Genomic DNA, 26302 nt, shown 5'->3' with positions numbered 1-26302 from the left:
CTTCTTGGTCTTCTTGTTATTCGGCGGGGACGCTTTGGACGTCACCGCTGTCGCGGGCCGCGTCGATCAGGGCGCGACGCGCGATGGCATAATTGTCTTCGCCCCCGGCGCGCTTGGCGCGACGGTCATCCAGAATGCGTTCCACCGCGTCCAGGCGACCCGCGCGCAGGCCGGAATCAATGGTAATGCGTTCAAATACATCACGTTGCGCGTGGCTGCCACCGGCCAGTTGCATGGAATCGCGCGCCGCGAGCAGATGATCAAAGGCGGTTCCATAGTGGCCGTCGCCAAAGGCCTCCAGGCCCATGGCCGCAGCGATACCGGGGTCTGCCATGCGGCGGGTGGTGTCGTCGTCGGCGCGGGCCGCATCCTTGTTCATGCGGTTCAGCATCTTGGCCGTGGCATCAGCGCGATTGTCACCGGTAAGCGCCAGCAGATAATGCAGATCCGCAAAGATCAGGCAGCCGTCTTCCGTTCGTGCGGCACTCAGGTCAGCCAGCTCTTCCCAGCGATTTCCAACATTTACCCCCTCAAGTTCAAGCCGCATCAACAGTGAAGTGCCGTTTGAAATGTCACGATAATCGTCGGTTTTGTCCTTGCGGATATGGTTGTCATACAGTTCGATCACCTGATCGACCTGACCCAGATCCAGATGCATCAGTGCCTTGTGCCACCACACGTGGTAACGGAAGTTGTTGCAGTGGGCCCAGGCCGCCTCGCGACCGGCCAGCCAGTCAAGGCCCAGCTGCGCATTGCCCGTCATTTCGTGGACATGGGCCACCGCGTGCAGGCCCCAGGCATCATCGGACACCATCCACAGCGCCTGACGGCCCGCGATTTCGGCCTTTTCATAAGCGCCTGTTTCTTCCAGCGCGAAAGAATGACAGCCCAGCAGATAGCCGCGCCCGGGGTGGTCCGGCTCATAAGCGGGCATCACACGCTCGATCGAGCGGCGCATCCCGTTTGCATCACCCAGAACGAAGCGGGTCGCATGGCTTAGTTTCATCGCCAGGGTGTCCTGCGGATGGTCACGCAGAATCGCTTCAAATTTCTGAACCGCCTGTGCCTGTTGTCCGGCCAGATACAAGGCCAGCGCATCCACGTAGAGACGTTCGCGTTCAGTTACAGGTTGACGTTCCATCGCTGCGTTGGCAGCAGCCAGCGCTTCGACAGCAACCGCCATCATCTCGCGCCGCCCAAGCAGCGCCATGAACAGACCTTTGACCGCTTGACCCAGCGCGAAGTCGGGCTCGAGTTCCAGCACTTTGCCCAAGTGCTGGGGCGTGACAGCGGCATGAGCCATGAACCCAAGCAGAACACCATTCCACGCTTCGACTGCCGCCGGCTGGGTCAGGGTGTTCATCTGTCCGAAAACGTCTTGTTTCATACTTGGGTCCAATCTGATTGCGATATTTGACACTGTTCGATGTACCAGAGTGTGCGAGAGGGACGTAACAGTATCGACGCTGCTCTCGAATTGGTGAAATGACGTGTGCGAAAAAGATGAAAAAAACCGCCGATTCAAGGGCATGTTTCAGCGACTTGTCGCCTAGATGTGCAAGTATTTCAATCCTCGAACGGGTTTTCGGCGCTCAGAACAGCCTCAGTATCGGCCCCGCAGACCGGTGGGGCGTTACGATACGTTACAGGTGTCCGAGACAGGTTCAGAGGATTCCCGATCAGGTTGACCTGACCCGGCTGGGCCTGCATGGCAATCTGCATCTGTCTTGCGGCCACTTGTTCCGTGTTGAACACCTGATCCAGCGTCTGCACCGGGCCGACGGGCACTTTGACAGCCTCCAGACCGGAAATGACGGTGTGGGTGTCCAGCGCCTTCACTGCGGGGCGAAGAATCGAATTCAGCGCATCACGATGTTCCAGACGGGCCGGGTTGGTCGCAAATCTCGGATCGTCTGCCAGTTCAGGAGCATTGATGAAGTTGCAGAGTTTTCTGAATTGGCCGTCGTTTCCAACCGCGAGAATCACGTGCCCATCGGCGGTTTCGTAGACGTCATAAGGAACGATGTTGGGGTGCCCGTTTCCGCGTCGTTGCGGAACATTGCCTGACGTCAGATAGTTGACGCCTTCATTGATCAGCCAGGCGATCTGAGAATCCACCAGCGCCAGATCGATCTGCTGGCCCTCGCCGGTCAAGTCGCGGTGGCGCAGCGCGGCCAGGATACCCACGGTTGCATACATCCCGCACATCACGTCAGCAATGCCAACACCCACTTTCATGGGCGCGCCCTCGGGGTCGCCGGTCAGCGACATGATCCCGCCATAGCCCTGCGCCATCAGGTCATAGCCGGGCTTGCTGGCATTCGGGCCGGTTTGACCATAGCCCGAGATTGAACAGTACACGAGGCTTGGAAACTCTTGCGACAGGGTGGCATAGTCCAGCCCGTATTTGGTCAGCCCGCCCGGTTTGAAGTTCTCGATCAGGATGTCCGCATGTGACGCCAAGCGTCTGATTTCCGCCTGACCCTCGGCCGAGGAGATATCCAGCGCCACGGATTTCTTGTTGCGGTTGGCAGACATGAAATAGGCGCTCAGATCCGAGCGGTTGCCCTGGGCATCGCTTACGTAGGGCGGGCCCCATTGCCGCGTGTCATCGCCACCGGTTGCCGGGTTTTCGATCTTGATGACGCTTGCGCCCAGATCGCCCAGAAGCTGCGTGCATGTTGGGCCTGCCAGGATCCGGCTAAGGTCCAGAACCTTGACACCCTTCAACGGGCCTTCAGATGCGGCCATCATAGCCTCCACGCTCAACTTCAGCAGCAATCACCGTAAATGTCTCAGCCTTTACAGCAGCTTCCAGTGCGGCGCGCAACTCTGTCCTGTTACGAACCGTATGGCCATTGCCGCCAAAGGCCCGGCCCATGGCAGCAAATTCATGATGGCCGAAATCCACGCCCGTGTTGCGCATCTGTCGCTGACGTTGTTTCAGCTCGATCAGGGCAAGGCTGGCATCCACGAAGACCAGAAAAATCGGGTTGCCGCCCATTTCAGCCGCTGTCGACAACTCGCCCGCAACCATCAGGAACCCCGCATCCCCCGAGAAGCTGATCACCGGGCGGTCGGGTTCGGCCAGTTTCAGGCCAATGGCCATGGGTACGGCGCATCCCATCGTGCACAACGCCGAGGACTGGATCAGCCCGCGTTCTTCGCTGCACGCCCACATCTGGCTCAGCAGAATGCGGTGTGCACCGCTGTCGGCCGTGGCCAGTGTTTCAGGCGGCAGGACAGCGCGGGTTTCGGCAATGACGGCAGCGGGCCCCCAGCTTTCATCGGTGGGGAAGGCCTTTGCCAGCGCGGCTTTGACCTGCGCGGGTTCGTTGCCCGGCCATGTTTCACGGGCCGGGTTGCCTTTGGCTATTGCCTCCAATGTCTCGCCCGTGTGGGCAACAAGGTTCAATCCAGCCTGATGCATGTAGTGGTCGTTGACCACGGCAGAGATATCGATGACGCGCTTTTCTTCCGGATCCCAGATCTCACGCCAGCCGGGGCGCATTTCGATCGGGTCATATCCCAGGCACAATACCAGATCCGATTGTTCGATCAGAGGCACAAGATGCTTGTCAGCCAGCGGCGACAGCCCCGCGCCGCCCAGACACAGCGCGTGATCCTCGGGCACGACGCCTTTGGCCTTGTAGGTCGTCACGAAAGGAATGCCAAAATGCTCCAGGAACGCCTGCACGACACTGCGCGAGTCGTCATAGAGGACATCCAGACCGATGATGGCGATGGGGCGTTCGGCCTCGGCCACCCAGCGGCGGGCCTTCTCAAGGCATTCCCCACCGGGGCTGACCGGCGCGACCTTGGCCAGCCGGCGGCGTTTCACGCCGTTAACAGGCGTGTCGGCAACCGAGATCGGGACATCGATATGAACCGGGCCGGGTCGTGGCTGCATGGCCAGCGACACCGCCTTGTCGGCAATGATATCCGCGCCTTTGGCTGTCAGCGTATAAGTGCCTTTGGTGATCGAGCGATAAACCCGGCTGTGATCCATGACCTGATGGGTATAGGTCAACGCTTCGTCCGCATCGACGCATCCGGTCAGAACGACCATCGGCACACGATCCTGCAAAGCGTTCGCTACCACATTGATCCCGTTCATTGCGCCCGGACCCAGAGTGGCCACCAGAATCGCAGGTGCACCGTCGCGATGATGAACGGCCTCGGCCATGAACCCGGCAGAGTTTTCGTGCTTGGTCAGATGAAAGGTGATCCCAGCCTTTTCCAGCGCATCGACCAGCGTCAGAACCTCGCCCCCCGGCATCCCGAATGCGTGTCGGCACCCCGCTTCATATAAGCGTTGGGCCAGAATATCCGCAGCGCGGGGCGAGGGGTCTTGCATCAGTCATGCTCCGATAGAACCGTTTCAAGCAGATTGCGGAGGACGTTCCCGGACGCAAGGCGGTTCACGCCAGTGTGACTATTTGACTGCGCGTTCAGCGATCGATTGAAACGTCGAGTCAAGCTCTGCTGCAATATCCATCAGGTTCTGACCGCCTTCCGAGGCGTAGGGCGCAAAGACGAAACTGGGGGTTTTATACGACAGGTTCGCCGTCCCGTCTTTGTTCTCGGTAACGTAAAACCGGATCGGGGCCTCGATCATCGCGTGGACCGAGGTTTCCAGAACCCGCACGGCGTAGTCATTGTTGAAAGCGCCGATCACGCGATTTCCGGGAATCGATATCCCACGTGCTGCCGCCGCTTTGGTCGGGCCCGCCTGAGTCACGACGATCAGCCCGTTTTCCTTGATCGCGGCTTTGGTTGCGTCAACCAGTTCCGCATACGGTTTCTGGGTTGGGTATACGGCCCAGCCCTCGGGCGCATTCTGAGCCCACAGGGGCAACGCGATCAGGCAGAGCAGGGGAATGAAGGCTTTCATCAACGCGTCTCCGGTATCTTGCTCTGACCTGTGTGCCAGACTTGAGAGTTCTGCGCAGTCACGAATCCGTGTTCGCCGCGCGCTGCTGCACGTCGCGTTTCTTCAGCACGTAGATATCCATGATCCAGCCATGGTCGGCTCGGGCGCGGGCGCGCGTGTCAAGGATCCGCTGCGCGACCTGATCCAAAGGGCCGCTGATCAGCAGCTCTTCTTTCATGCCCACATAGGCCCCCCACCAGATGTCATACTCTGCCATCCTGAGGGACTGGAACGAGCATTCCCCGTCCAGCATGACGGCGACTTTCGAAGCGGTTTCAGGCCAGCCTTCATCCCGGATACGACGCCCGGTGGTCACGACATAGGGTGCGCCCAGATCATTGATCGGGATCGCATGAGCCGCGGTCAAAGCCTGCAAGGCCGTGATGCCCGGAATCACCCTGGTGTTGGGCTTGGGGTCCAGCCGCGCCGCAATGCGCAGCGAACTGTCATACAGGGACGGGTCGCCCCAAATCAGCAGAGCAATGTGCTGCGCCCCCGGGTGAGCCTCGATCGCCTCGTGCCAGCGCAGCGCAATGGCGTCGTGCCATTCGTCCACGCCGCGCAGATAGCCATCGTCCGCCCGGCGCCTTGGGATGTCAAAATAGGCTAACCTTGGCGGTGTCTCGGTTACCCGGTCGATGATGTCCTCACGCAGCCCGGCCAGATCGGCCTTGTTTTCGCCCTTGCGGGGAATCAGGATCAGATCGGCCGACCGGATCGCCTGCGCGCCCTGAAAGGTCACGTGATCCGGGTTGCCGGTGCCGATGCCAATCAGGCTCAGATCAATCATCTTCGAACTCCGCCAGCGGCCCGTAAAGGATCAGGGCCGGAGCCGTGCCGATCTCGGATTTTAGCTGTTCGGCCAAAGCACCGATGGTGGTGCGCGTCAGCTTTTGATCCGGGGTCGAAACAGATTCAGCCATCAGGGCAGGCGTGTCCAATGACAGGCCGTGTGAATGCAGCGCTTCTGCCAGAAGCGGGAAAGTACGTTTGCCCATGAATACGACGGTGGTGGCCTGAGAATCGGCCAGTGCGGTCAGGTTCAGGTCGTCCGGCAGCGCGCCGCTGACGTCATGTCCCGTCACGAACTGCACGCGCCGTGCGGTCAGACGGCGCGTCAGCGGGATACCTGCGGCAGCTGCGGCAGCCACCGCAGACGGGATGCCGGGGATGATCTCGAATTCAATGCCCGCATCACGAAGGGCAACAAGCTCTTCTTCAAGCCGCCCGAACATGCCGCCATCGCCGGATTTCAACCGCACGACATGTTGGCCGGTCCGGGCGTAGTCCACTAGCAACCGGCTGACATGGTCCTGTTTGGGCGAGGGGCGACCGGCCCGTTTGCCCACGCCCACAAGATCGGCGTCTTCGCGCGCGTGGCTCAGAATCGGCCCGCTGCTGAGGTCATCGAACAAAATCGCATCGGCTTTTTGCATCCTGTTGACGGCCTTCAACGTCAGCAACTCCGGATCGCCGGGGCCCGAGCCGATGAAAGACACAAATCCGCTCATGCAGTTGCCTCCGCAATCAGGTGAAAGAACGTACCTGTGACATTGCCGCGAACAGAGCCGGTCTGAGGTCCCTCTGCGCCTTCGGCATCAAACACACGGGCCAGCGGCGGGTCAGGTTGATCCACGATCGAGGAATAGTGGAACTCATGCCCGCGCAGCGCTGCATTCCGCTCAAATCCCGGCATCGGGGCCAAAAGTTCGGCCTTGCGATAGCCCAGGTTGAATTTGCGTTTTTGGTAGGACGTCACCAAACCCAGCAGGCCAGCCATTTCATGCCGCACGCCATTCTTGTCGATCAGCGCATGACCCAGCGCCATGTATCCACCGCACTCACCATGCACAGGCCTTGTTTCCGCGTGCTTGCGCAGACCCGCGAGGAAGGTTTTTGCAGCAGCCAACGTCCCGGCATGCAGTTCAGGATATCCGCCGGGAAGCCAGACCAGGTCGGCATCCGCCGCCGGGGCTTCGTCAGCCAGCGGCGAGAAGGGCAGGATTTCGGCCCCGGCGGTGCGCCAGCCTTCCAGCAAATGTGGATAGGTAAAAGAAAAAGCCGCATCCCGTGCCAATGCAATCCGCTGGGCCGGAGGGCGCGGCAGCGCGTCTGACGATGGCCCAATGGGGCCTGAGGAAGCCGCCCGTTTGATCGCCTCGAGATCCACATGTTCGCGCAGAAATGCGGCATAGCCCACAATGGCGCTTTCCAGATCCGGGTGTTCGACGGCCTGGATCAACCCCAGATGCCGCTCGGGTAGGGTCAGATCGCCTCGGCGTGGAAGCACACCCAGAACCGGCAGGCCTGCACGTTCCATCCCGAGCCGGGTCAGACGCTCGTGCCGGGGGCTGGCACAGCGATTCAGAATGACGCCGGCAAAGGGCAGATCGGGGTTGTACATCCTGAACCCCAGCGCGGTGGCCGCCGCAGATTGCGCCTGACCGCCGACGTCCAGCACCAACACAACCGGCCAACCCATCCGTGCAGCGGTCTCGGCGCTGGACCCATGACCCAACTCACCCGGCTTGGCCACGCCATCGAACAGGCCCATCGAACCTTCCGCCACCACGATGTCGGCGCCTTCGGCCTGCGCAGAGATCGTGTTCAACAAAGGATCGCCCATCGCCCAGCTGTCAAGATTGAACGAAGCCCGCCCGGACGCGGCTCGGTGGAAGGCAGGGTCGATATAGTCCGGTCCGCTCTTGAACGGTTGAACGGTCAGGCCATCCTCGGCCAACGCGCGCAACAGGCCCAGCATGACCGTTGTCTTGCCCGTGCCCGAAGACGGGGCGGAAATCAGAAGGCCCGGAGGGTTAATCATCACCATGGCTCCAGCTTGACCAGGGGCTCTCGGCGCTTTGCGGGCGATAGCGGCGGTCGTAATCTTTCGAATACAGGCAGCTTTCGTCGAAACCTTCGCCCGCCAGTGCCGGACCGACCATGATCAACGCAGTCCGCGAGATGCTGTCATCCAGCGCCTCTTTGAGCGTTCCCAGCGTCGCGCGGATGATCCGTTCATCCGGCCAGCTTGCGCGATAGACCACGGCGACCGGACAGTCGGCCCCATAGGCCGGGGTCAGATCGGCAATGACGTTGTCCAGATTGCCGATCGACAGATGAATGGCAAGTGTCGCCCCCGTGCGTGCGAAATTCTCCAACGTCTCGCCTTCGGGCATGGAAGATGCACGGCCCGGCGTCCGGGTCAGAACCACGGATTGCGCCAGCCCGGGCAGAGTAAGCTCGGCTCCCAAAGCCGCCGCAGCCGCCGCAAAGGACGGAACGCCTGGGGTTACGCTGACCGGGATGCCCATTTCCTTGAGGCGGCGGATCTGTTCCCCCATCGCCGACCAGACCGACAGGTCGCCGGAATGCAGACGGGCCACATCCTGGCCGGCCTGATGTGCGGCCTCGATCTCGGCCATGATCTGATCCAGATCCATTGGCGCGGTGTTCACGATTCTTGCGCCTTCCGGGCAGTGGCTAAGAATTTCTTCCGGAACCAGGGAACCTGCATAAAGGCAAACGGGGCAGGATGCGATGATGTCGCGCCCGCGCAGCGTCAGCAGGTCGGCGGCGCCCGGTCCGGCGCCGATGAAATGAACGGTCATGTTTGTCCTCCGATGGCTATGGCGCATGTGGCCAGCCGGTCGTCTGAAATCTGTCTGGGTGAAAGCAGCCGCGCGCCCGAGCCAACAAGCTTTCCGGCGGCAGCCAAGGCGGATGCTTCGGCCACGCTTCCGGTGCCATAGGTGGCCCGGCTACGGGTCGAGCAAGTGAGTGTGCGTTGCCCGGCCAGATCGCCTGCGGCAACGAAATGTAAGGGCAGAGACACCTCTTCTGCAAAGGATGTCAGGGCCGAATGACCTTCCTTGTCGGCCACGGTTGCCAAGGCGGCGACGTCGTGGTTTGCGGCTGCCGCGTCAAACGCTTCACGCAAGCTGTCGGCTGTCGCGGAAGAGGAGAAACCGAGGCCAGCAACGATCATAGCGTCACGCTCCACTGCACCACCGGATAGGCGGACTTCCAGCCGCGCCTTGGTCCCAGCGGGGCTGATTGTGCAAGTTCTATCCGAAGCAGGTCACCGCCCAAGTCTTCGTGCCAACGTGCCAGCAGGGCCTCGCTTTCCAATGTGACCGCATTGGCGACAAGGCGTGTGCCTTTAGGAAGCGCATCGCGCAGCCACGCTAGCAGATTGGCGCTCAATCCTCCGCCGATGAAAACGGCATCCGGCAGGTCGACACCTGACAGCGCTTCTGGTGCGGTTCCGTGTACTACATTCAATCGATCTTGCCCCAATGTATCTGCATTTCGGCGGATTCGCTCAGCCCGGTCGGCACGGGGCTCGAAACACGTCGCGGAAAGGGTCGGATCACACATCAGCCATTCGATGCTGATTGAACCTGTGCCTCCACCTATATCCCACAGATGTTCGCCGCGTTGCGGGGCAAGCGCCGAGAGTGTCAGGGCGCGGATCGGGCGTTTGGTGATCTGACCGTCCGTCTCGAAGATGTGGTCCGGTTTGCCAGACGCCTTGGAAAGGGCAGGTCCTGCACCGGAAACCTCCAGACCGACGCAGACCGGATGGTCGAACGTACCCAACAGCGCCTCGGTCAGCGTGACTGTTCTGATGTTTTCGCGCGGGCCACCTAGGGCCTGCATCACATGCAGGGCCGAGTCGGCAAAGCCTGTCTCGGTCAGATACCGTGCCAGTTCCGCCACGGCCTTTCCGTCACGCAGCAACAGGATCGCGTGCGCTCCCGGTGCCAGATGAGGACGCAAACGGGTCAGCGGCGCGGCGTGCAGGCCGAAGGTCAGTGTGCTTTCCAAAGGCCAGCCGAGCCGGGCAGCCGCCAGCGAAAAGGTGGATTGGCCGGGCAGGGCGGTCCATTCACCGGCATCGAAATTGCGCGCAATGACAGAGCCTGCGCCAAACCAGAACGGATCGCCCGAGGCCAGAACAACGGTCTGCCGGCCACGCAATCCTTTCAGGATCGGCAGACCTTCCGAGAACGGCACAGGCCATTCGACACGCTCCGCCCCTGTTTCGCGCAGCAATGACAGGTGGCGCGGCGGCCCCATGATCACTTCGGCCCGGTCCAGCACTTGACGGCCGGATGGCGACAGGCCATCAAACCCATCTTCGCCCAGTCCCAGAACGGTCAGCCACGGAGATTCAGACATGACAACCCTCCTGATCCTTGGTGGCACGACCGAGGCCAACGCGCTGGCCAAAGCTGTTTCGCAACAAGGGATTGCGGCTGTGTATTCCTACGCCGGACGGGTGAAAAACCCGCGTCCTCAGCCCTTGCCGGTAAGGGTCGGCGGTTTCGGCGGTCCGGAGGGTCTGGCTGCCTATATCCATGAGAATGCCATCACCCATGTCGTGGACGCGACCCATCCCTTTGCGGCCCGGATGAGTCGGAACGCGATCGAGGCATGCGCCGCGACGCGGGCGCCATTGGCCGCGTTGACCCGCGCGGCCTGGGTGTCGCAGCCCGGCGATGTCTGGCGTCATGTGCCCGACATCGCTGCCGCCGTCGACGCATTGTCCGGCGATGCTCAGCGTGTTTTCCTTGCCGTTGGCCGCATGCACCTTGAGGACTTCACGGCCCAGCCCCAGCATCGCTATTTGCTGCGTCTGGTGGATGCGCCCAATGAGCTGCCCTTGCCGAACGCAGAGGTGGTCGTCGCCCGAGGGCCGTTTACCGAAGCCGACGACCGGGCGTTGATGCAGCGCCATGGGACGCAGCTGGTCGTGTCCAAGAACGCAGGCGGCACGGGCGCGCGCGCCAAGCTGGACGCGGCGCGGGCGCTGGGCGTGCCCGTGCTGATGATCGACCGCCCGGTTCTGCCGAAGCGGACCGAGTTTTCGCAGGTCGCACAGGTTCTGGACTGGCTGTCTCATCCCTGATCCTCACCAGGGGTGAAGCGAGGGGTGTAAACGATGGGTGCGCCATCGCGCTCGATGACGCGCGTTCGGGATGACCCCACGATCACCACAGTCTGCATATCCGCCATGTCGGGCGTGGCTTCGGCCAGTGTCGAAATGCGCATCTCTTCATCGGCCCGCGATACGGCGCGGGCGAACAGGATCAAACGTTCGGGCTCACACTCTTCACGCAGGATTTCCAGCGTTTTTACAAAGCCTTCCGGGCGAGACTTCGAGCGGGGATTGTAAAAGGCCATCGAGAAATCCGCCTGTGCGGCAAGGCGCAGGCGTTTTTCGATCAATGACCATGGTTTGAGGTTGTCGCTGAGGTTGATGGCGCAGAAATCATGTCCCATCGGGGCACCCGCGCGCGCGGATGCAGCCAACATCGCCGTGATCCCCGGCAGCACATCGATCTGAAGGTCACGCCATTCCGCAGGGCCGTTTTCCAGTGCTTCGAAGACGGCCGCCGCCATGGCAAACACGCCGGGATCGCCCGAGGATACAACGACCACCCGTTTGCCATCGGCAGCCATTTGCAGCGCGTGTTGCGAGCGGTCGATTTCGACCCGGTTGTCACTGGCATGCAGTGTAAGGCCGGGGCGCTCGGCAATACGCGCCACATATGGGATATAGCCCACAACTTCGGTGGCTTCGGCCAGCGCGGCTGTTACTTCTGGTGTAACAAGCGCCTCATCACCCGGCCCCAGACCGGCAATCTTGACCCAGCCGCTCATGGTCGCCGCCCCTGACCGTGCACGACGATGATCGAGAAATACGGGGTGATCTTCTCGCAGGCTTCGGACAGCTTGGTCACTGTCTGGTTCGGCATCTGCGCATATTCCACGATCCACGCCCGGTCATACAAGCCAGCGGTCTTCAGAGCGCGCTTCACCTTGTCGATGTTGCGTCCGATTTTCATCACGACCAACGCATCGGTCAGAGCCATGCGTTCCGCCAGCGTTTCTTCGGGCAGGGTGCCAACCAGCACGGTCAGCACGTCATCACCCCAGGTGATCGGATCGCCCGTGGCCGTCCACGCACCGGACATGCCGGTGATGGCTGGCACAACCTCGACCGGAGCTTCGTCACGCAACCGATTGTATAGATGCATGAACGAGCCGTAGAAAAACGGATCTCCCTCACACAAGACCACCACATCCTCGCCCTGTTCGGACAGGGCCTTGAGATGGGCGGTGCAGTTTTCGTAGAAAGCTGCCAGCAATTCGTTGTAGCGCGGGTCTGTCACCGGGATCTCGGTGGTTACGGGATATTCCATCGGAAACTCGACCGCGCCTTCAGGGATCATCCCGTTGACGATCTTGCGGGCCTGACCACTGCGACCTGGTTTGCGGAAATACGCCACATGCTTTGCATTGCGCAGCAGGCGATCAGCCCGGACGCTCATCAAATCCGGGTCGCCGGGGCCAAGGCCCACACCGTATATGGTGCCCATCTTCATTCCGCCCGGCTTGCGATGGCGTTGATGGCCGCCACCGTGATGGCGCTGCCGCCCAGACGACCTTTGACGATGCAGGATGGCGCCGGTTGCGCCTGCCACAGCGCATCCTTGGATTCCACCGCGCCGACGAAGCCAACCGGGCAGCCGATGATCGCGGCAGGGCGCGGGCAATCCGGGTCTTCCAGCATGTTCAGCAAATGGAACAGTGCGGTGGGCGCATTGCCTATGGCGACCAGCGCGCCCTCTAGATGCGGCCGCCACAGCTCCAGCGCAGCGGCGGAACGGGTGTTGCTCATCTCGGCAGCCAGCGGGCGTACGCGTTCATCGTGCAGGGTACAGATCACCTGGTTGTCGGCGGGCAGGCGGAAACGGGTGACACCTTCGCTGACCATGCGCGCATCACACAGGATCGGTGCGCCATTTTCCAAAGCAGTGCGGGCCGTCTGCACGAAGCCGGGCGAGAAATGCACGAACTCTTCCAGTCCGACCATACCCGCGGCGTGGATCATGCGAACGGCAACCTGCTCTTCATCGGCATCAAACCGGGCCAGATCAGCCTCTGACCGGATGGTGGCGAAGCTTTCCTTGTAGATCGCCGCGCCATCGGTTTCGTATGTATAGGGCATCAGGTGAAGTCCATAGTCATGAGTGTTTCCGGGTCGAGCCCGCGTTGGCTGGGCTCATCCCCCGCGCGGCCCTGTTTGACAAGATCAAATCGTCCGTTTGCGCCCACCAATGTGATGTCGGCAGGACCCATGCGAGCGCATCCCTTGCTACAGCCTGAAACATGCAGGCGTCCGGCCACCCGCGACGCCAACGCCCGGGCGATGTCGCGCGTCTCGGTCTGCGCCTGCGGGCAGAACGGCGCGCCGGGGCAGGCGTCGGTGGTCATCAACGGATCGGTTCCATTTTCGACAAAGGCCGGGGCAGGTATCGCCGCCCCGCCTTCCAGCAGGATCAGCCGCCACGGGGTGACGCGCAGGGCGCAAGCGCCGCTGTCCTCGATCAGGTCATACAGATTGCGCGCAGGCAGCGACCCAAAAGCCGCGCCGTAAAGGGCACCCAGTTCACAGGGGCCCGGTTGAAGCTTTGCGCCAACAGAACCGGGCGCACATCCTTGCCATTCCTGCGGCAGGGCGTCGATGACACGCGCCATGCGGCGTGTCTCGGGCGTGTAGGTTTCGGCAAACCACATCGCCAGCGTGATCACGTGGTCAATGGCGTCGGTCTCGGTCACGCTCCGCCCGGTTTCGCAGCCATCGGCGCGCAGGATCAGGCCGCCTGCACTGGTTTCCAGACGAATATCAGCCGAATCCGACGCCAGCAGACGTTCGGGGTCCGTGTCGATTGCAAAACCGAACTTTGCCGGCAGGGCCGGCAGCTCCGCAAGCCGGTCAATCAGTTCATGGGTCAGCCGAGCAGTCAAATCGCCCGCCTGATAGAGCGGTGTAACCAGAATATTGCGGCGTATTTCGATACCGGGTTCCGCATCCAGCAGGTTCAGCGCGGCAAGCTCTTTGAGCAGAGGCTGATGGTCTTCCTCTTCCACGCCCCGCAATTGCAGATTGGCGCGATTGGTCAAATCGATCGAGCCGTTGCCAAAGCGGTCAGCCAGATCGCACAGTCCCAGTGCCTGATCGGCGTCCAGACGCGCCAGCCGGGGCCTGACCCTGACGACCAGACCGTCACCGGACATCATCGGACGATGGGCGCCCGGGCACCAGCCCTGAACGATCGGTGCACTCATCTCAATCCCTCCAGATCAGCCCTGATAGAGTTCCGGCGCGTGTTCCAAAGCCCGGCCTCAAGCAGCGCGCGAAACCGGTCCTGCATGGCCTGACGCGCCTTGGGATTGGCCTCTTGCAGGAACGCGTCGACCTCTTCGTTGCCCAGAGTGGCATCGTGGTAGAGGTCAAAAAGATGCGGTGCGACCGTGCCAGACAGATGCGCGAAAGAAGCCATATGATCCAGCGTTGCCGCGATTTCGGCCGCCCCCCGGAAACCATGGCGTTGCATTCCGGCGATCCAGCAGGGGTTGGCGGCACGGGCGTGGACGACTCGGCTGATTTCTTCACGCAAAGTTCGGGCACGCGGGTTTTCGGGGTTGGTGTTGTCCAGATGGTACAGCTGCGCGGTTCCGCCGGCGATCTTCTTGGCGGCGGCAAAGCCTGCCTCGTGCGTGGCATAATCGTTGGCCAAAAGAAGATCGGTTTCGGTCAGGTCCTGCAAGTGGACAAAGCTGTCCGCATTTGCAACACGTTGGGTGATGCCGTCCTTGTCCTGCGAGATGTGTTCGCCTTCCAATGCAAAAGAGCTGGCCTCTAGCCACGCTTCACCGGCCTGCGCACGGGCCTCGTCGGTATACACTTCGGAAAGTTCGGTCATATTGACGCCGTAACTTCCGGGCGCAGGTCCATAGACCCGCGCTGCCGGCGCCTGCCCGGCATAGGGGTTCCAATCCGTCGCTTCATCGCGCGCGGCCAATGCGCGAACCGCTTGGCCAAACAAAGCGGACAGCGTCGGGAAAACATCCCGGAACAGGCCCGAGACCCGCAGGGTCACGTCCAGGCGCGGGCGGCTCAGGTCGGTGATCGGCAGAACCTCGATGCCGGAAACCCTCTCGGACCCTTTGTCCCACACGGGTTTGACGCCCAGCAGGTGCAAGGCCATGGCGAATTCCTCGCCCGCCGTGCGCATGGTGGCTGACCCCCACAGATCGATGATCAGCCCCTTCGGGTAATCGCCTTCTTCCTGAAGATGGCGCCGCACCAGTTCCTCGGCCAGTTTCACACCCTGAGCATAGGCCGCACGGGTCGGAACCGACCGCGGATCGGTGGTGTAAAGGTTCCGCCCGGTGGGCAGAACATCTGACCGGCCACGATAGGGGGACCCCGAAGGCCCGGCATCAATCCGCTTGCCTTCGAGCGTTTTAATCAACGCGTCGCGTTCGGCGTGGGCCGAAGGGGCCGGATCGAAACTGCCCGTCACCTCCGGCACGCGCCCAAAGATGTGCAGCCCGTCGCCAAACTGGCTTTCCTTGATGTCACAGACAAAGCGGTCGATGCGGGTGATGGCCTCGGCGGTGCAGGTAGCCTGATCGAGGCCGAGATCGCTTTCCAGCCCTATCGCCTGCGCCTCATCACGGATATCTTCCTGCAAGCGGTCGCGGCGTTTGGGGTCAAGCCCGTCGGCGTTCGAAAACTCATCCAGCAGCGATTCAAGCCGCACCATCCGATCCGGCGTGCCACTTTCCTTCATCGGGGGCGGGATGTGGCCCAGTGTGACGGCTCCGATCCGGCGCTTGGCTTGCGCGGCCTCGCCCGGGTCGTTCACGATGAACGGGTAGATTACAGGCAGATCGCCGATCAGCGCCTCGGGCCAACAATCGGCAGACAAGGCGACCGATTTTCCGGGCAACCATTCCAGCGTTCCATGCGCGCCGATATGGATCAGCGCATCGGCACCCAACCCTTTGCGCAGCCACAGATAGAAGGCGACATAACCGTGGCGCGGGGTGCGCAAGAGGTCATGATAGTCGTCATCCCGCAGCTCGGGCGTGCCGCGTTCGGGTTGCAGCGCGACCAGCGCCTTGCCGCGCCGAAGCGCGGCGAAATGGAAGGCCCCATCGGCACAGGCCGGATCATCTTCGGGCGCGCCCCAAACGGTGTGCAGATCAGCGCGCAGGGTCTCGGGCAATTCCGCAAGCGCATCCTGATAATCCCCAAGCGACCACGAAATCCGTGCGTCCAGAAGAGTGTCGGCAATCGGCTCGCCAGTCGCGATGTCATAGCCTTCTTCGTCAAGATCGGACAGCATCGCCTGGGCCGAGGCCAGCGCGTCGAGGCCAACCGCATGGGCCATCTGCCAGTCTTTGCCGGGATAGGTGGACAGGACCAACGCAGGAATCTGATCTGCCTTGGGTTTGTCGTTCAGTGCAAGCCAGCCCGATACACGGTCGATGATCGCTTCGATCCGGTCCGGTTCGGGACGGTGTGCAAAGCGCGCGTATTCCAGATGCGGATCGCGTTTTCCGGGTTCCTTGAAAGACGCAACTCCTGCTGAGATCCGTCCATCCACCTCGGGCAGTACCACATGCATGGCAAGATCGGCCGGGGACAAACCGCGTTCCGCCTCGGCCCAGGCTTTGCGGCGCGAGGTGGCGAGAGCGACCTGAAACACCGGCACGCCTGCAGCGTCCAGAGGCGACGTTCCCGACGCGCCTTTTCCCGAAAACGAAGTGGCGTTGACAATGGCAGATGGGTTCAGCGCAACAACCTGTTCCCGCAACCATTCGGCGGCTACAGGCGCCTTGAGAGACGGGGCAAACAGGCCCACCGCCGCGTATCCACGGGCGCGCAGGCTGCGGATCAGGGCTGCGATCGGGGCGGTGTCTGCCGAGGTCAGGTAAGCGCGGTAAAAGGTGACGAGGATTCGTTTAGTCTTGCCTTCGAATGCGGTTTCCACCGGGATTACGCCGCGATCCGGACACCACACGCCACATTCGGGCAAGGTCTTGGCGCCCATCACCGGACCGGCATAAAGCCCCGCCGCCAAAGCCATCTGCGCCAGCGCGGCCTGTGCCGCGACCTCGCCGCCGGTATCGCACAGATGCGCCAGACGCCGCAGGGTCGAGACCGGCAGGGTGGAATAGTCATCCAGCCGCGTGTCCGCGCGCCCGTCGGCGGGCAGCACCGCCAGTGCGATGCCCTTGGCCTGCGCCAGCGCCAGAACCTGCTGCAACCCATAAGCCCAGTAGGGCACCCCGCCGATCAGACGGATCAGAATGCCCTTGGCGCCTTGAAGCGTCTGTTCGACATAGGTATCGACCGACAGCGGGTGTTTCAGAGCCGTCAAATTCGCCAGCCGCAGGGTCGGCATTCGCCCTTCCGGTCCGCCACCACGATGCCAGCCCGCCGCGAAAGCGCCTAGGTCGCTGTCCGAAAAGGACAGCACCATCAGGTCCGCCGGGCTCTGGCCCAGATCGGTTGGGGTCTCGGTTTCCTCGAGCCCGTGGCTTTCACGAAAGACGACGTGCATGGCTTACTCGGCGGCCTCACGCACACCTACGAGGATTTCGCGGATTTCCGCCTCTTTGATATCGTCATGCTCGGCGATGACGACCAGACGCGAACGGCGTTCTTCACCGGGTTCCCACGGGCGGTCATACTGGTGACGCACGCGGGCACCCACTGCCTGGACCAGCAGGCGCATGGGTTTGCCCTGAACGGCGGCATACCCTTTGACGCGCAGGATGTTCAGTTCATTTGCCAGGCGTTCGATATTGGCGACCAGTTGGGCCGGATCGGTCTGCTCGGGCAGCTCGACGATGATGCTTTCGAAATCGTCATGCTCGTGATCGTGATGGCCGTCGTGATGCGAGGGTCGGGCGTCCATGTCATCCTCGGCGGCGGCTTCCAGACCCAGCACAACGCGCACGTCCACGGCACCTTCGGCCACTTCGACGACGGGCAGGGGGCGCGGCGCCTCGGCGGCGATGATCTCGCGCGCTTTGGCCACGCCTTCTGGGCCGGCGAGGTCGGGCTTGGTCAGCAGGATGATGTCAGCGCAGGAGATCTGATCCTCGAACACCTCGGACAGGGGCGTTTCGTGGTCGATCGAGTCATCGGCCATGCGCTGCGCATCCACTGCTTCGACATTGGGCGCGAAGCGGCCTGCGGCCACGGCCTCGGCATCGGCCAGGGCGATCACGCCGTCGACGGTGATCTTCGAGCGGATGTCAGGCCAGTCGAATGCCTTGAGCAGCGGTTTCGGCAGGGCCAGACCGCTGGTTTCGATCAGGATGTGATCCGGGCGTGGCTCCAACGCCATCAGGGCCTCGATGGTGGGAATGAAATCATCTGCCACGGTGCAACAGATGCAGCCATTGGCCAGTTCCATGATGTTTTCCGCCGGGCAATCAGGAATGGCGCAGGATTTCAGGATGTCGCCATCGACGCCTACATCGCCGAACTCGTTGACCACGACAGCAAGGCGCTTGCCCTGTGGGTTCTGCATCAGGTGACGCACCAAAGTGGTCTTGCCCGAGCCCAGAAAGCCGGTGATCACTGTGACGGGGAGTTTTTCGAGGTTCGACATGTCAGGCTCCAATGGGGGGAATGCGCGAGGCACAGTTCTTGCGAAAATGTTCGGGGCGTTCGCGCCATTTCACCAAACCATCTTCGGTGGCCAGATACTTGGTCGCGCCGTCGACGATGACGTCGACATGATCTGTTTCGTTCAGGTTTTCATACACGAAGGTCCAGCGGCCCGGCCCGCGCAACACGATCGAACAGCCTTGATCACAGTTTGACAGGCATTCAACGGCTTTCAGGGTGACACCGTCGGGCAGGTCCGCCTGTTCCAGAGCCTTGTGTAACAAAGCGCCCGGGCGTTGCGTGTCATCTTCCACAGGCAGGCCGCGACGGCAGGTGGTACAGACCAGCAACTCGACTGGTGCGGTATCGGTCATGTCTCTCATCCCCCCAAATCCTCTTCGCGGGGGACGGGGTTTCATGCGGGCCACGAATGGTCATGGACCCGACACCGGAACACCCCGCCCGGTTTCAACTTCGGTTGTTGGCAGGTCTCCCGGCTTGCGGATGCCAAAGGCGGGCCTCTGTCGGATGTCCCGCCTTCCCGGCTTTTGGGCCAGTGGCATTGGGCATCCTCTCCGTTCACGGTCGCGGGGGCGGCTGCGTTTGGCGGCAAGACCGTTGACGCATTCCCTTTTCATCGGCTGTCACCGACACCAACGAAAGGGACATGCGGCACCGCTGGCCTGCTTGTCAAGCGAGTCGCGCGCAACAATGATGCAGAGGCATGGAAAGCGACCTGTGGGCGTCGATGGGCGGCATGGCGTACCGGGACCCAGCCCGAGATGGGCCGGGCGACGAACGGTATGTTAGCAAGGGGCGTAGACTATGGTGAACGGGTGCCTTGACTGAACGTGTCAAGATGATGGGAAAGACCACCGAACACCCCGGATCCTCTTGCGCTAATAGATGACGTTGATCATGAGCAGCGAGACGACCAGAAACAGCGCCGTCATTATTCCGCCGGAGCGGACGAAATCCATCACCTTGTATCCGGCCGGACCCATGATCAACGCGTTTACCTGATGGGTTGGGATGATGAAGCTGTTCGAGGTCGATATGGCGACCGTCAGGGCAAAGACGGCCGGGTTTCCACCCGCAGCCACCGCAATCGATACCGCCAGAGGCACCAGCAGGACCGTGGCCCCCACGTTGGACATGACCAAAGAAAAGGCCGTCGCCAGAATGGCGATGCCGGTTTGCAGCGACCAGAGCGGCCAGCCGTCCAGAATTATCATGATCTGCTGGGCGATCCACGCGGCCGTGCCTGTGTTCTGCACGGCTTGTCCCAAAGGTATGAGGCAGGCGAGCAGGAATACGGTGTTCCATCCGACCGCGCGGTACGCCTCGTCCACGCTGAGCACACGGGTCAGCATCATGCCCACCGCGCCGGTAAGAAGACAGAGTGAAAGCCGGACGTCCGTGAACAGGATCAACGACAGCGAAATGGCGAAGAATGCCAGGGCCCAGCCGACTTTTTGCGGCCTCAGCTCGTCCTGAGGAAAGTCTGTCGTCACAACGACGAAATCCGGATCTCGTTTGATCCGCATCAGGTTGTCCCATCTGGTATGGGCCACAAGCATGTCGCCCGCCTGAAACTTTTCGAGCCCGATCTGTGTGGATTCGTGATCCTCGGTCTCGACATGGCTCAGCGTCTCTTCGCCGCGGTGAATGGCCAGCAGCGACATCCCGTAGGTCTTGCGAAACAAAAGCTCGCGGGGGCATTTGCCGATCAGCTTGCTGTCAGGCGTGATGACCACCTCGGCCACGCCTGCATTGGTTGGGGCGAACTCTTCGACGAAAATGTCCAAGTCCGGAAGAACGGTCAGCCCGTATTTCTCGGCGAACTTCTCGACCTCCCAACGGCGGCCGACGATGGCCAGCCGACACGGCGCTGCAATTTCCGCTGTCAAAACCTGAACCATCGAGGTTTTACCGCGATAGAAGGTTGAAATGATGTACAGGTGGTTTTCGTGGTTGATGTCGGCCAGAATCTCGCCGACCAGGGGGCTGTCCTCGGGCACCACGACTTCGAACACATCAGCTTTGAGGCCATAGACCCTTTGCAGGTATTCCTGTGTCCCTTGTCCGGTACCCGTATTGTCAGGTCCTTCAGCCTCGGGCAAAACCCAGCGTCCCAACAGCAGAAAGTAACCAATTCCCGTCAGGATCAGAACCGCACCGATCGGCGTGACCGAGAACAGGCCGAAGGGCTCCATTTTCTGAGAGGCTGGCAGACTGTCATTTGCCGTCAGGATCAGATCGTTCAGCAGGATAAGAGGAGACGACCCGACCATCGTCATTGTGCCGCCCAAAATGGCGCAGAATCCCATTGGCATGAGCAGGCGCGACAGCGGTATGCCTGACCGTGTGGAAATTCGGCTGACAACCGGCAGAAACAGAGCAGCGGCGCCGACATTCTGCATGAACGAGGATATGACGCCAACGGTGCCGGAAATGATTGGTACAACCCTGCCTTCGGATTTGCCGCCGTATTTGAGTATGACGGCAGCCACCTTGTTCATGATCCCCGTCTTGTCCAGACCGGCCCCGACGATCATAACCGCAATGATCGAGATGACGGCATTGGATGCGAAGCCGTCGAACAGAAGGGTGACATCCGCCAAATTTTCCAGCCCGGGCGCGTAGCTGAGCAAGCCTATGAGAACCAGAACCAATATGGCGGAAAGGTCGATCCTTATGATCTCGGAAACGAACAGAAAAACGGTGAAAGCCAGAAGGGTGCAAACGACCCCCATCTCGAAGGTAAAGGCAATATGTTCCACAATACGTCCAGAACTTTTTCTTTGTTAGATTCCTAGTTCATCCCTCCCGACTTGTCATGAAGTTTCGTTTTTCGGCGATGTTGAGACATAATGTTGCTCAATGGTTGCTGTGGGAGCAATGCTTTCGGGAACCCCGTTTGACGAACACGTCAGAAAGAAGGATTGACCAAATTGCATGAAGAAACCAGCACGTTTCGTACCGGCGCGATGCCGTTCCAACAAGGTCGAAGCAGCACAGGTAATGGCAAGTCAATTCCAGCCACGAACAACAGACAATCCGACAGCTTTGTTTGCAGTACCATTCTGCCGCCGCCTGAACCGGGCAAAGGGCCGGCTTGGCCGTCCCTGATCGCAAACTGCCCACAAGAATGGTTTACACCTAAACGGGCCGGACAAATAATTCAGGTCACCAATTCTGATCATTTCGAGGTGAAGATGCCAAGGAAGTACGGCGGGGTGTTGCCTAAACGCAAGCTGGCGGCATATGCCCAGAATGCTCGCAGTCGGATGGAACAGAACAAGATCGCAACACGAAAAATCCAATAGTTGGTTGGATATTGAACCTCGAGGAGGGAAAAAGTATCGCAAGTCGTTGGAGGTAGTGGAGGCGAGTACCGGAATCGAACCGGTGTACACGGATTTGCAATCCGCATGTGAGGTCTGTTTCTCAACAGTTTCTTTGTAAACGGACCCCGTTTGTTCACGACGGAAAATCAACGACTTACAGGGAAACGGTAAATGGTTTCCAGGCGGATGCAACATGAAAGAGCTCCGCCCATTCAAAGATGTTCAGCTTCAATGGCTGCGCTTGTTGTTGCTTGATACAGAACTAAGCGCGCGAGCTTTTCAGTTCGCCACTTATCTTGCGGTTTGGCGCTGCAACAAAGGCAAAGGGCCCAATGAAGGGAAGGCTTGGCCTTCTCATGCCCAAGTGTGCGAAGATCTTGGTCTTAAGAATGAAAAGACCATCCAGCGCTTGATCAAAGAACTCGATGGCAAGTGGTTCGATATTAAGCGCGGGAATGGTCTCAAGCATTCAACCGAGTACGTCCCTACCAAAGCAACGCATCTCGCAGCCCAAGAGTTACGCGAACGGGAAGAGGCTGAAAAGCCGGACAATATTGTCCGCCTTCAAACTGCCAAAGGCAGACATTCTTGTCCCAAGTCCCGGACAAAAATGTCCTCAGAACCCGGACAGGAATGTCTGCCAAAAAAAGGGAAAGAAAAAACAAGAGAAAAAGGCGCTTGCGCGCCGGATTTGCCTGATCAGGGGCAATCCGGCCCGCCGCGACAGTGCCCGGTGCGCACGCTCGTTGTTGTCCGAGCTGACGATGTTGAGAAGATTGCGGCCTGGGATCAGTGGTTGAGCGACAACGGCTTTCCCCCGCTCCACGGTCTGTCGATCCACGGCAGAGATGGGAGTGACCACGGCTATCTAATGCCGCGCCGTTGGGTGCCCACCAACAGTGAAGATCAATCAATGGTCCGAGGATACATCCGGTGGTCGTTAGCGCACCAGTACGGGCGGCCAACGTTTAGCGATCCTGAAAGGCGGCGTGGTCAGCACAATCACAATTCTAGGCCGCAACTGGTTCAGGGAGCTGGATTATGAACACAGATCAATTTACGGGCTGTTCGTTAGCGTTTCCTGAAGGTTTGAAGGTCCCCGATGCGGCCAAATCTCATCCAGAATTGGTAGCTGAGTTGAGTTTCGGCGAGGAACTGACGGAAAACAATTGGCTTTCTGAGCTATTGCAAGGAAAGACCGTAGCTGAGTTGGGCTGCAACTTGGGGCTTAGAGCCGCATACCTTGCGCCATGCACGCGTCGGATTTTCTGCACTGATCCAGATGCGAGGCGATTGAGCTTAGCATGTGAGACGTTTCGGCTAAATCAACGCAGAAACGTGGTGGTGGTCGATGACATCACCAAGGAAATCCCGACAGACGTGCTGTTCATCGACACCCGCCGCTATAGCGATGGATCTCTGCCAGAATTCACAGCGCAAGCGCCAATCTTGATCGTTGTCGGGCCTCTTCCTCGGAGCGCCGCATCGAGAATTTTACGCGCAGGCTACGAACACCTCCCCCAATATCATCGAGCAGCGGTGTTTACAGCACCACGGAGGCAACATGGAGTTCAGTGATCTCTTTAACCTTTCAGACAACGATTATGCGGTTGACCTTCTCACCCGTGTTTTTGGTGGCGTGGTCGAGTTTGTGTCCGGAGAAGGAGGATCTTTGACAGATGGAACGCTGCTCACAGACTTGATTTCGATCTTCAACACAGCGTGCCTTCTGCTCGCTCTGATCGTCGGCAGCTATACGACTTACGTGCTTGTTTTCGACACCGCCGCCGATGGCAAAACCTTCGGCAACCAATCGGACACAAAGTACACTATCGTTCGCATTCTTGTGGGGGCCATCTCGTTTGTTCCCATCCAGGGTGGGCTGACCGTGGCGCAGCTCGCTCTAATCTGGCTGAGCGTCCAAGGGTCGGCTCTGGGGGACGTGGCATGGCGTGCTGTCGCTGATGGCACGCTGCGGGATCAGCCGGTCCTTGCTGCAAGTGCGCCGCTTTCGGAAACCGACTATCTGATCAATCAACAGTTCGCGAATACGCTCTACGCGCTTACCCATGGCGAACTGTGTCAACGCCAAATGGATCGCCTCGCGATCCTTGCTCAGAGGCCAGCAGGGACAACTCAACGAGTCGTAGATTTCGACAGTTATGATGTTACGCGGATAGGGTTTCTCGGAATTAACTCGACTGAATACACGCACCTAGAACGTCTGATTTATTACTCGGATGAGGGTGGTTCCTACGGGAGCGCGGATAATCTCTGCGCGAGCGTTTCGCACCAGGTCGAGTACATCGCTGCCGCCGATGGTGAAAGTAGCGCCGACTTCGCTACTCGGGTTGGTTCGGGTGTTCTGCTCAATCGATACCAAGCAGCTGACGGCGCTATCACCGGCAATTTGCTGCCTGTGGCGTCCCAGATCGCTGATTTGATCTTTTCTGGAGAACGTGACCGAGAATCTATCCAAACCCTGATGGACGACGCAGTTTCAGGTGCCTTCGTCAACTACATGGCCGGCATCACATCTGGCGGACTATCGAACACCGAGTACGAGGCGCTTCATTCCGACCTGTTGGATGAAGTGGACACTCTCGGCTGGCCGTTTGCGCTGAGCTGGCATCGCGGGATCACCATGGCCGCTTACACATCCACTGGAACCGCAGCCGAGCTTCAGATTTATACCAATTTCGACAATGGCATAAACGACTACTTTGGTGGGCTGCTGTCGCGAATGACGGGCTCTGTTGATGCCGCCATGTTTCAGAAGGTCAATGATGACTTCGGATACCTAGAGCAATTCGAGGGGTTCGTGGTCGAGCTTGGAACCTATGAACCCGGCGCGACTGCGACAGTGGTGAATGCTGGGAATAGCGACACAGGTGGATGGTTTTATCGTCTGTACCAGGTCTTGCTTGAAGTTTTCACAGTCACAGATGGCGGTGATACTGCGACCTACCTTGATCCGATGGCAGACGTCATCACCGTCGGCAAACAAATCTCGGCCGTCGGCGGCACTATGATCGCGGCAGGTGCAGTCGCTGATGGCGTCTCGATGTTTGGCGGGCTTGCAAAGGGTCTCGGATATGTAGCCGAATATCTGCTTTACCCGGTCGGATGGGCGCTGCTGATGTTCGGTTTTGTATTGATTGCGATCATACCAGCGATACCGCTTGTATACTTCTTTGCTGCTGTGTTGTCCTGGCTGCTGACCGTCATTGAAGTCCTGTTTGCAGCGCCGTTGGCCGTTCTCGCATACTTCGCACCAGCTCGGGACGGAACGTTAATTGGCCCGGCGGCAGGCATTCTGACCTCGTTTCTCGGTGCTCTATTGAGACCCCTCCTAATAATCATAGGATTTATCGTGAGCCTGATCATCATGCGGGTGGGAATGGACTTTCTGTTTCTGCTGTTCTCAGGTTTTCTCGGCTTCATGACGGCGGGTGGATCCTGGTTCACTGTGATCATTCTTGTGGGTTTGGTCTGTATGTACGTCCTGGTGACGCTCTATCTGGTCATCCTGGCATCCAGCGTGATCACTGAGCTGGGAGACAATGCCATGTCGCTCGCCGGGATGCTGACGCAAAGAGCGAACACGATGAACCTCGAATCCAACGTGGTTGGCACAGCCGCACCCACACGGATCATCAGCAATCAAGCAGCTGCCGTGGGACGTGTGACCAAGGCCGGAGTCGGCCATAGCGCGCAGCGCCTCCTCAAAAGTCCAAAATCGAAAGGAAACCGATGATGAAAAAGACAATCATCGCAATGTTGGCATTGTCGGTTCTGGCCGGATGCAAAGATGACAGCCCGAGCGCTGAGGATATTGAACAAGGCTATTTGAACGGGGTTGAGGCCGACAAAGCTGCCGCTCTGGCGCAATACGGTTCAATCGAAAACATGCCAGCTGGCTTGCAACTCTCGTTGAAAATGCGTGCCATGAACGTAAAGCTGACCTCGTGCGAGGAACACCCCACCGATGTCGGTTATCTGTGCATCTACAATTTCGATCTGCTCCGCGATGATGGCTTTGTGGTGCAGGCAGGTATCAAGGACATTCGCGGGCATGTCTTCAAAGGAGACGCCGGTTGGCTTGTCGAGGAGGTCGCACAATGACCGCGTTTCTCGATAACCTGTTGTTCGACATGGCCACGATGTTCTTTCGCCCGTTCACCGCACTGAAGAGGGGATGGGGCGAGAGGCTTGGTAGGCGGTATCTCAGCGCGGCCTGGGCGCTCGTCCTGTCTTTGCTGGCTTGGGGTTTTCTGCTGAGGCTTGCCGCAGATGACATTCCAGGCAGCGACGTTGGCACCGTATTCTATCTGGCGTCGATTGTCCTCATCCTTTGGTCCATCACAACCAGTTATGCGGCCCTGCTGGTCCTGGCGATGTTCGTGATTTCTTCTCTACGCAAGCCGAAGAGCCGATAACCAGGCAGGGAAACTGATCATGCCCAAAAAACAGCGAACTCCGACAACCAGCCCGTTCCAGGTAAGGTGTCCTCATTGCGGAACCATCGCC

General features: G+C 60.0%; 25 protein-coding genes and 1 riboswitch. Of the genes, 7 read left to right on the top strand and 18 right to left on the bottom strand.

Annotation, left to right across the window (positions count from 1 at the left end):
• Nucleotides 1–16 precede the first annotated feature (16 nt).
• The 10 genes from I9184_RS08015 to cbiE all read right to left on the bottom strand — a co-directional run bounded on the left by I9184_RS08015 (nucleotide 17) and on the right by cbiE (nucleotide 10117).
• The gene (locus I9184_RS08015; RefSeq protein ID WP_171633645.1) at nucleotides 17–1387 is read right to left on the bottom strand and encodes a tetratricopeptide repeat protein; all 1371 of its coding nucleotides are present in this window, start codon (nucleotides 1385–1387) and stop codon (nucleotides 17–19) included.
• Between the two features lie 179 nt (nucleotides 1388–1566).
• Nucleotides 1567–2751: a CaiB/BaiF CoA-transferase family protein gene (locus I9184_RS08010; RefSeq protein ID WP_209547179.1), complete on the bottom strand. Its 1185-nt coding sequence runs from the start codon at nucleotides 2749–2751 to the stop codon at nucleotides 1567–1569.
• Complete coding sequence (locus tag I9184_RS08005; protein ID WP_209833615.1) at nucleotides 2738–4357, bottom strand: thiamine pyrophosphate-binding protein; 1620 nt, start codon at nucleotides 4355–4357, stop codon at nucleotides 2738–2740. The genes I9184_RS08010 and I9184_RS08005 overlap by 14 nt, the downstream gene beginning before the upstream one ends.
• 78 nt (nucleotides 4358–4435) lie before the next feature.
• Nucleotides 4436–4894, bottom strand: coding sequence for a DUF302 domain-containing protein (locus tag I9184_RS08000; protein ID WP_171613504.1), 459 nt, complete (start codon nucleotides 4892–4894; stop codon nucleotides 4436–4438).
• Nucleotides 4895–4952: 58 nt separating this feature from the next.
• Entirely contained in the window at nucleotides 4953–5723 is a 771-nt protein-coding gene (gene cobF, locus I9184_RS07995; RefSeq protein WP_171633636.1) for a precorrin-6A synthase (deacetylating), read from the bottom strand.
• Nucleotides 5716–6444 carry a uroporphyrinogen-III C-methyltransferase gene (gene cobA / locus I9184_RS07990; RefSeq protein ID WP_209833613.1) on the bottom strand — a complete coding sequence of 243 codons (729 nt, stop codon included), beginning with the start codon at nucleotides 6442–6444 and terminating at the stop codon, nucleotides 5716–5718. Before cobA ends, cobF begins: the two co-directional genes overlap by 8 nt.
• Nucleotides 6441–7763, bottom strand: coding sequence for a cobyrinate a,c-diamide synthase (locus tag I9184_RS07985; RefSeq protein WP_209833611.1), 1323 nt, complete (start codon nucleotides 7761–7763; stop codon nucleotides 6441–6443). The genes cobA and I9184_RS07985 overlap by 4 nt, the downstream gene beginning before the upstream one ends.
• Nucleotides 7750–8544, bottom strand: coding sequence for a precorrin-4 C(11)-methyltransferase (gene cobM, locus I9184_RS07980; protein ID WP_171633627.1), 795 nt, complete (start codon nucleotides 8542–8544; stop codon nucleotides 7750–7752). Before cobM ends, I9184_RS07985 begins: the two co-directional genes overlap by 14 nt.
• Nucleotides 8541–8921 carry a cobalamin biosynthesis protein gene (locus tag I9184_RS07975; protein ID WP_171633625.1) on the bottom strand — a complete coding sequence of 127 codons (381 nt, stop codon included), beginning with the start codon at nucleotides 8919–8921 and terminating at the stop codon, nucleotides 8541–8543. The genes cobM and I9184_RS07975 overlap by 4 nt, the downstream gene beginning before the upstream one ends.
• Nucleotides 8918–10117, bottom strand: a complete 1200-nt coding sequence (gene cbiE / locus I9184_RS07970; RefSeq protein ID WP_209833609.1) for a precorrin-6y C5,15-methyltransferase (decarboxylating) subunit CbiE — start codon at nucleotides 10115–10117, stop codon at nucleotides 8918–8920. Before cbiE ends, I9184_RS07975 begins: the two co-directional genes overlap by 4 nt.
• On the opposite strand from cbiE, the gene I9184_RS07965 reads away from it, so the two are divergent.
• A complete protein-coding gene (locus I9184_RS07965) occupies nucleotides 10116–10847 on the top strand; it encodes a cobalt-precorrin-6A reductase (RefSeq protein WP_209833607.1) in 732 nt (243 codons plus the stop codon). The two genes, cbiE and I9184_RS07965, sit on opposite strands and share 2 nt — an antisense overlap.
• On the opposite strand, the gene cobJ is transcribed toward I9184_RS07965, so the two are convergent.
• The 8 genes from cobJ to I9184_RS07925 all read right to left on the bottom strand — a co-directional run bounded on the left by cobJ (nucleotide 10838) and on the right by I9184_RS07925 (nucleotide 21178).
• Nucleotides 10838–11602, bottom strand: a complete 765-nt coding sequence (cobJ, locus tag I9184_RS07960; RefSeq protein ID WP_209833605.1) for a precorrin-3B C(17)-methyltransferase — start codon at nucleotides 11600–11602, stop codon at nucleotides 10838–10840. The genes I9184_RS07965 and cobJ overlap by 10 nt on opposite strands.
• On the bottom strand, nucleotides 11599–12327 hold the full coding sequence (locus I9184_RS07955; protein ID WP_171633615.1) for a precorrin-2 C(20)-methyltransferase: 729 nt from the start codon (nucleotides 12325–12327) through the stop codon (nucleotides 11599–11601). The genes cobJ and I9184_RS07955 overlap by 4 nt, the downstream gene beginning before the upstream one ends.
• Nucleotides 12324–12953 carry a precorrin-8X methylmutase gene (locus I9184_RS07950; protein ID WP_209833603.1) on the bottom strand — a complete coding sequence of 210 codons (630 nt, stop codon included), beginning with the start codon at nucleotides 12951–12953 and terminating at the stop codon, nucleotides 12324–12326. Before I9184_RS07950 ends, I9184_RS07955 begins: the two co-directional genes overlap by 4 nt.
• The gene (locus I9184_RS07945) at nucleotides 12953–14074 is read right to left on the bottom strand and encodes a cobalamin biosynthesis protein CobG (RefSeq protein ID WP_209833601.1); all 1122 of its coding nucleotides are present in this window, start codon (nucleotides 14072–14074) and stop codon (nucleotides 12953–12955) included. Before I9184_RS07945 ends, I9184_RS07950 begins: the two co-directional genes overlap by 1 nt.
• On the bottom strand, nucleotides 14071–17364 hold the full coding sequence (gene cobN, locus I9184_RS07940) for a cobaltochelatase subunit CobN (RefSeq protein ID WP_209833599.1): 3294 nt from the start codon (nucleotides 17362–17364) through the stop codon (nucleotides 14071–14073). The genes I9184_RS07945 and cobN overlap by 4 nt, the downstream gene beginning before the upstream one ends.
• Nucleotides 17365–17367: 3 nt before the next feature.
• Nucleotides 17368–18423 carry a cobalamin biosynthesis protein CobW gene (cobW, locus tag I9184_RS07935; protein WP_171231961.1) on the bottom strand — a complete coding sequence of 352 codons (1056 nt, stop codon included), beginning with the start codon at nucleotides 18421–18423 and terminating at the stop codon, nucleotides 17368–17370.
• A gap of 1 nt (nucleotide 18424) precedes the next feature.
• Nucleotides 18425–18796: a DUF1636 domain-containing protein gene (locus I9184_RS07930; RefSeq protein WP_171633608.1), complete on the bottom strand. Its 372-nt coding sequence runs from the start codon at nucleotides 18794–18796 to the stop codon at nucleotides 18425–18427.
• Between the two features lie 91 nt (nucleotides 18797–18887).
• A riboswitch (cobalamin riboswitch) is annotated at nucleotides 18888–19095 on the bottom strand.
• A gap of 226 nt (nucleotides 19096–19321) precedes the next feature.
• Nucleotides 19322–21178 carry an SLC13 family permease gene (locus I9184_RS07925; protein ID WP_171633868.1) on the bottom strand — a complete coding sequence of 619 codons (1857 nt, stop codon included), beginning with the start codon at nucleotides 21176–21178 and terminating at the stop codon, nucleotides 19322–19324.
• 189 nt (nucleotides 21179–21367) lie between these two features.
• Between I9184_RS07925 and I9184_RS07920 the strand changes: the two genes are divergently transcribed.
• The 6 genes from I9184_RS07920 to I9184_RS07895 all read left to right on the top strand — a co-directional run bounded on the left by I9184_RS07920 (nucleotide 21368) and on the right by I9184_RS07895 (nucleotide 26211).
• The gene (locus I9184_RS07920) at nucleotides 21368–21751 is read left to right on the top strand and encodes a hypothetical protein (RefSeq protein WP_209833597.1); all 384 of its coding nucleotides are present in this window, start codon (nucleotides 21368–21370) and stop codon (nucleotides 21749–21751) included.
• 214 nt (nucleotides 21752–21965) lie between these two features.
• On the top strand, nucleotides 21966–22817 hold the full coding sequence (locus I9184_RS07915; RefSeq protein ID WP_209833595.1) for a helix-turn-helix domain-containing protein: 852 nt from the start codon (nucleotides 21966–21968) through the stop codon (nucleotides 22815–22817).
• A complete protein-coding gene (locus tag I9184_RS07910) occupies nucleotides 22814–23350 on the top strand; it encodes a hypothetical protein (protein ID WP_209833593.1) in 537 nt (178 codons plus the stop codon). The genes I9184_RS07915 and I9184_RS07910 overlap by 4 nt, the downstream gene beginning before the upstream one ends.
• The gene (locus I9184_RS07905) at nucleotides 23337–25529 is read left to right on the top strand and encodes a DotA/TraY family protein (RefSeq protein ID WP_209833592.1); all 2193 of its coding nucleotides are present in this window, start codon (nucleotides 23337–23339) and stop codon (nucleotides 25527–25529) included. Before I9184_RS07910 ends, I9184_RS07905 begins: the two co-directional genes overlap by 14 nt.
• A complete protein-coding gene (locus tag I9184_RS07900; protein ID WP_209833590.1) occupies nucleotides 25529–25897 on the top strand; it encodes a hypothetical protein in 369 nt (122 codons plus the stop codon). Before I9184_RS07905 ends, I9184_RS07900 begins: the two co-directional genes overlap by 1 nt.
• On the top strand, nucleotides 25894–26211 hold the full coding sequence (locus I9184_RS07895; protein ID WP_209833588.1) for a hypothetical protein: 318 nt from the start codon (nucleotides 25894–25896) through the stop codon (nucleotides 26209–26211). The genes I9184_RS07900 and I9184_RS07895 overlap by 4 nt, the downstream gene beginning before the upstream one ends.
• The last annotated feature ends 91 nt before the right edge of the window (nucleotides 26212–26302 follow it).

This window comes from Ruegeria sp. HKCCE3926, assembly GCF_017872515.1.
Lineage (GTDB): Bacteria > Pseudomonadota > Alphaproteobacteria > Rhodobacterales > Rhodobacteraceae > Ruegeria.
This window is presented reverse-complemented; position numbering and strand designations above follow the sequence as displayed.

What these genes read in the sequence shown, in the direction of transcription:
- I9184_RS08015 (WP_171633645.1), bottom strand. Translation starts at nt 1,387, where the DNA reads ATGAAACAAGACGTTTTCGGACAGATGAACACCCTGACCCAGCCGGCG.
- I9184_RS08010 (WP_209547179.1), bottom strand. Translation starts at nt 2,751, where the DNA reads ATGGCCGCATCTGAAGGCCCGTTGAAGGGTGTCAAGGTTCTGGACCTT.
- I9184_RS08005 (WP_209833615.1), bottom strand. Translation starts at nt 4,357, where the DNA reads ATGCAAGACCCCTCGCCCCGCGCTGCGGATATTCTGGCCCAACGCTTA.
- I9184_RS08000 (WP_171613504.1), bottom strand. Translation starts at nt 4,894, where the DNA reads ATGAAAGCCTTCATTCCCCTGCTCTGCCTGATCGCGTTGCCCCTGTGG.
- cobF (WP_171633636.1), bottom strand. Translation starts at nt 5,723, where the DNA reads ATGATTGATCTGAGCCTGATTGGCATCGGCACCGGCAACCCGGATCAC.
- cobA (WP_209833613.1), bottom strand. Translation starts at nt 6,444, where the DNA reads ATGAGCGGATTTGTGTCTTTCATCGGCTCGGGCCCCGGCGATCCGGAG.
- I9184_RS07985 (WP_209833611.1), bottom strand. Translation starts at nt 7,763, where the DNA reads ATGGTGATGATTAACCCTCCGGGCCTTCTGATTTCCGCCCCGTCTTCG.
- cobM (WP_171633627.1), bottom strand. Translation starts at nt 8,544, where the DNA reads ATGACCGTTCATTTCATCGGCGCCGGACCGGGCGCCGCCGACCTGCTG.
- I9184_RS07975 (WP_171633625.1), bottom strand. Translation starts at nt 8,921, where the DNA reads ATGATCGTTGCTGGCCTCGGTTTCTCCTCTTCCGCGACAGCCGACAGC.
- I9184_RS07965 (WP_209833607.1), top strand. Translation starts at nt 10,116, where the DNA reads ATGACAACCCTCCTGATCCTTGGTGGCACGACCGAGGCCAACGCGCTG.
- cbiE (WP_209833609.1), bottom strand. Translation starts at nt 10,117, where the DNA reads ATGTCTGAATCTCCGTGGCTGACCGTTCTGGGACTGGGCGAAGATGGG.
- cobJ (WP_209833605.1), bottom strand. Translation starts at nt 11,602, where the DNA reads ATGAGCGGCTGGGTCAAGATTGCCGGTCTGGGGCCGGGTGATGAGGCG.
- I9184_RS07955 (WP_171633615.1), bottom strand. Translation starts at nt 12,327, where the DNA reads ATGAAGATGGGCACCATATACGGTGTGGGCCTTGGCCCCGGCGACCCG.
- I9184_RS07950 (WP_209833603.1), bottom strand. Translation starts at nt 12,953, where the DNA reads ATGCCCTATACATACGAAACCGATGGCGCGGCGATCTACAAGGAAAGC.
- I9184_RS07945 (WP_209833601.1), bottom strand. Translation starts at nt 14,074, where the DNA reads ATGAGTGCACCGATCGTTCAGGGCTGGTGCCCGGGCGCCCATCGTCCG.
- cobN (WP_209833599.1), bottom strand. Translation starts at nt 17,364, where the DNA reads ATGCACGTCGTCTTTCGTGAAAGCCACGGGCTCGAGGAAACCGAGACC.
- cobW (WP_171231961.1), bottom strand. Translation starts at nt 18,423, where the DNA reads ATGTCGAACCTCGAAAAACTCCCCGTCACAGTGATCACCGGCTTTCTG.
- I9184_RS07930 (WP_171633608.1), bottom strand. Translation starts at nt 18,796, where the DNA reads ATGACCGATACCGCACCAGTCGAGTTGCTGGTCTGTACCACCTGCCGT.
- I9184_RS07925 (WP_171633868.1), bottom strand. Translation starts at nt 21,178, where the DNA reads ATGGGGGTCGTTTGCACCCTTCTGGCTTTCACCGTTTTTCTGTTCGTT.
- I9184_RS07915 (WP_209833595.1), top strand. Translation starts at nt 21,966, where the DNA reads ATGAAAGAGCTCCGCCCATTCAAAGATGTTCAGCTTCAATGGCTGCGC.
- I9184_RS07910 (WP_209833593.1), top strand. Translation starts at nt 22,814, where the DNA reads ATGAACACAGATCAATTTACGGGCTGTTCGTTAGCGTTTCCTGAAGGT.
- I9184_RS07905 (WP_209833592.1), top strand. Translation starts at nt 23,337, where the DNA reads ATGGAGTTCAGTGATCTCTTTAACCTTTCAGACAACGATTATGCGGTT.
- I9184_RS07900 (WP_209833590.1), top strand. Translation starts at nt 25,529, where the DNA reads ATGAAAAAGACAATCATCGCAATGTTGGCATTGTCGGTTCTGGCCGGA.
- I9184_RS07895 (WP_209833588.1), top strand. Translation starts at nt 25,894, where the DNA reads ATGACCGCGTTTCTCGATAACCTGTTGTTCGACATGGCCACGATGTTC.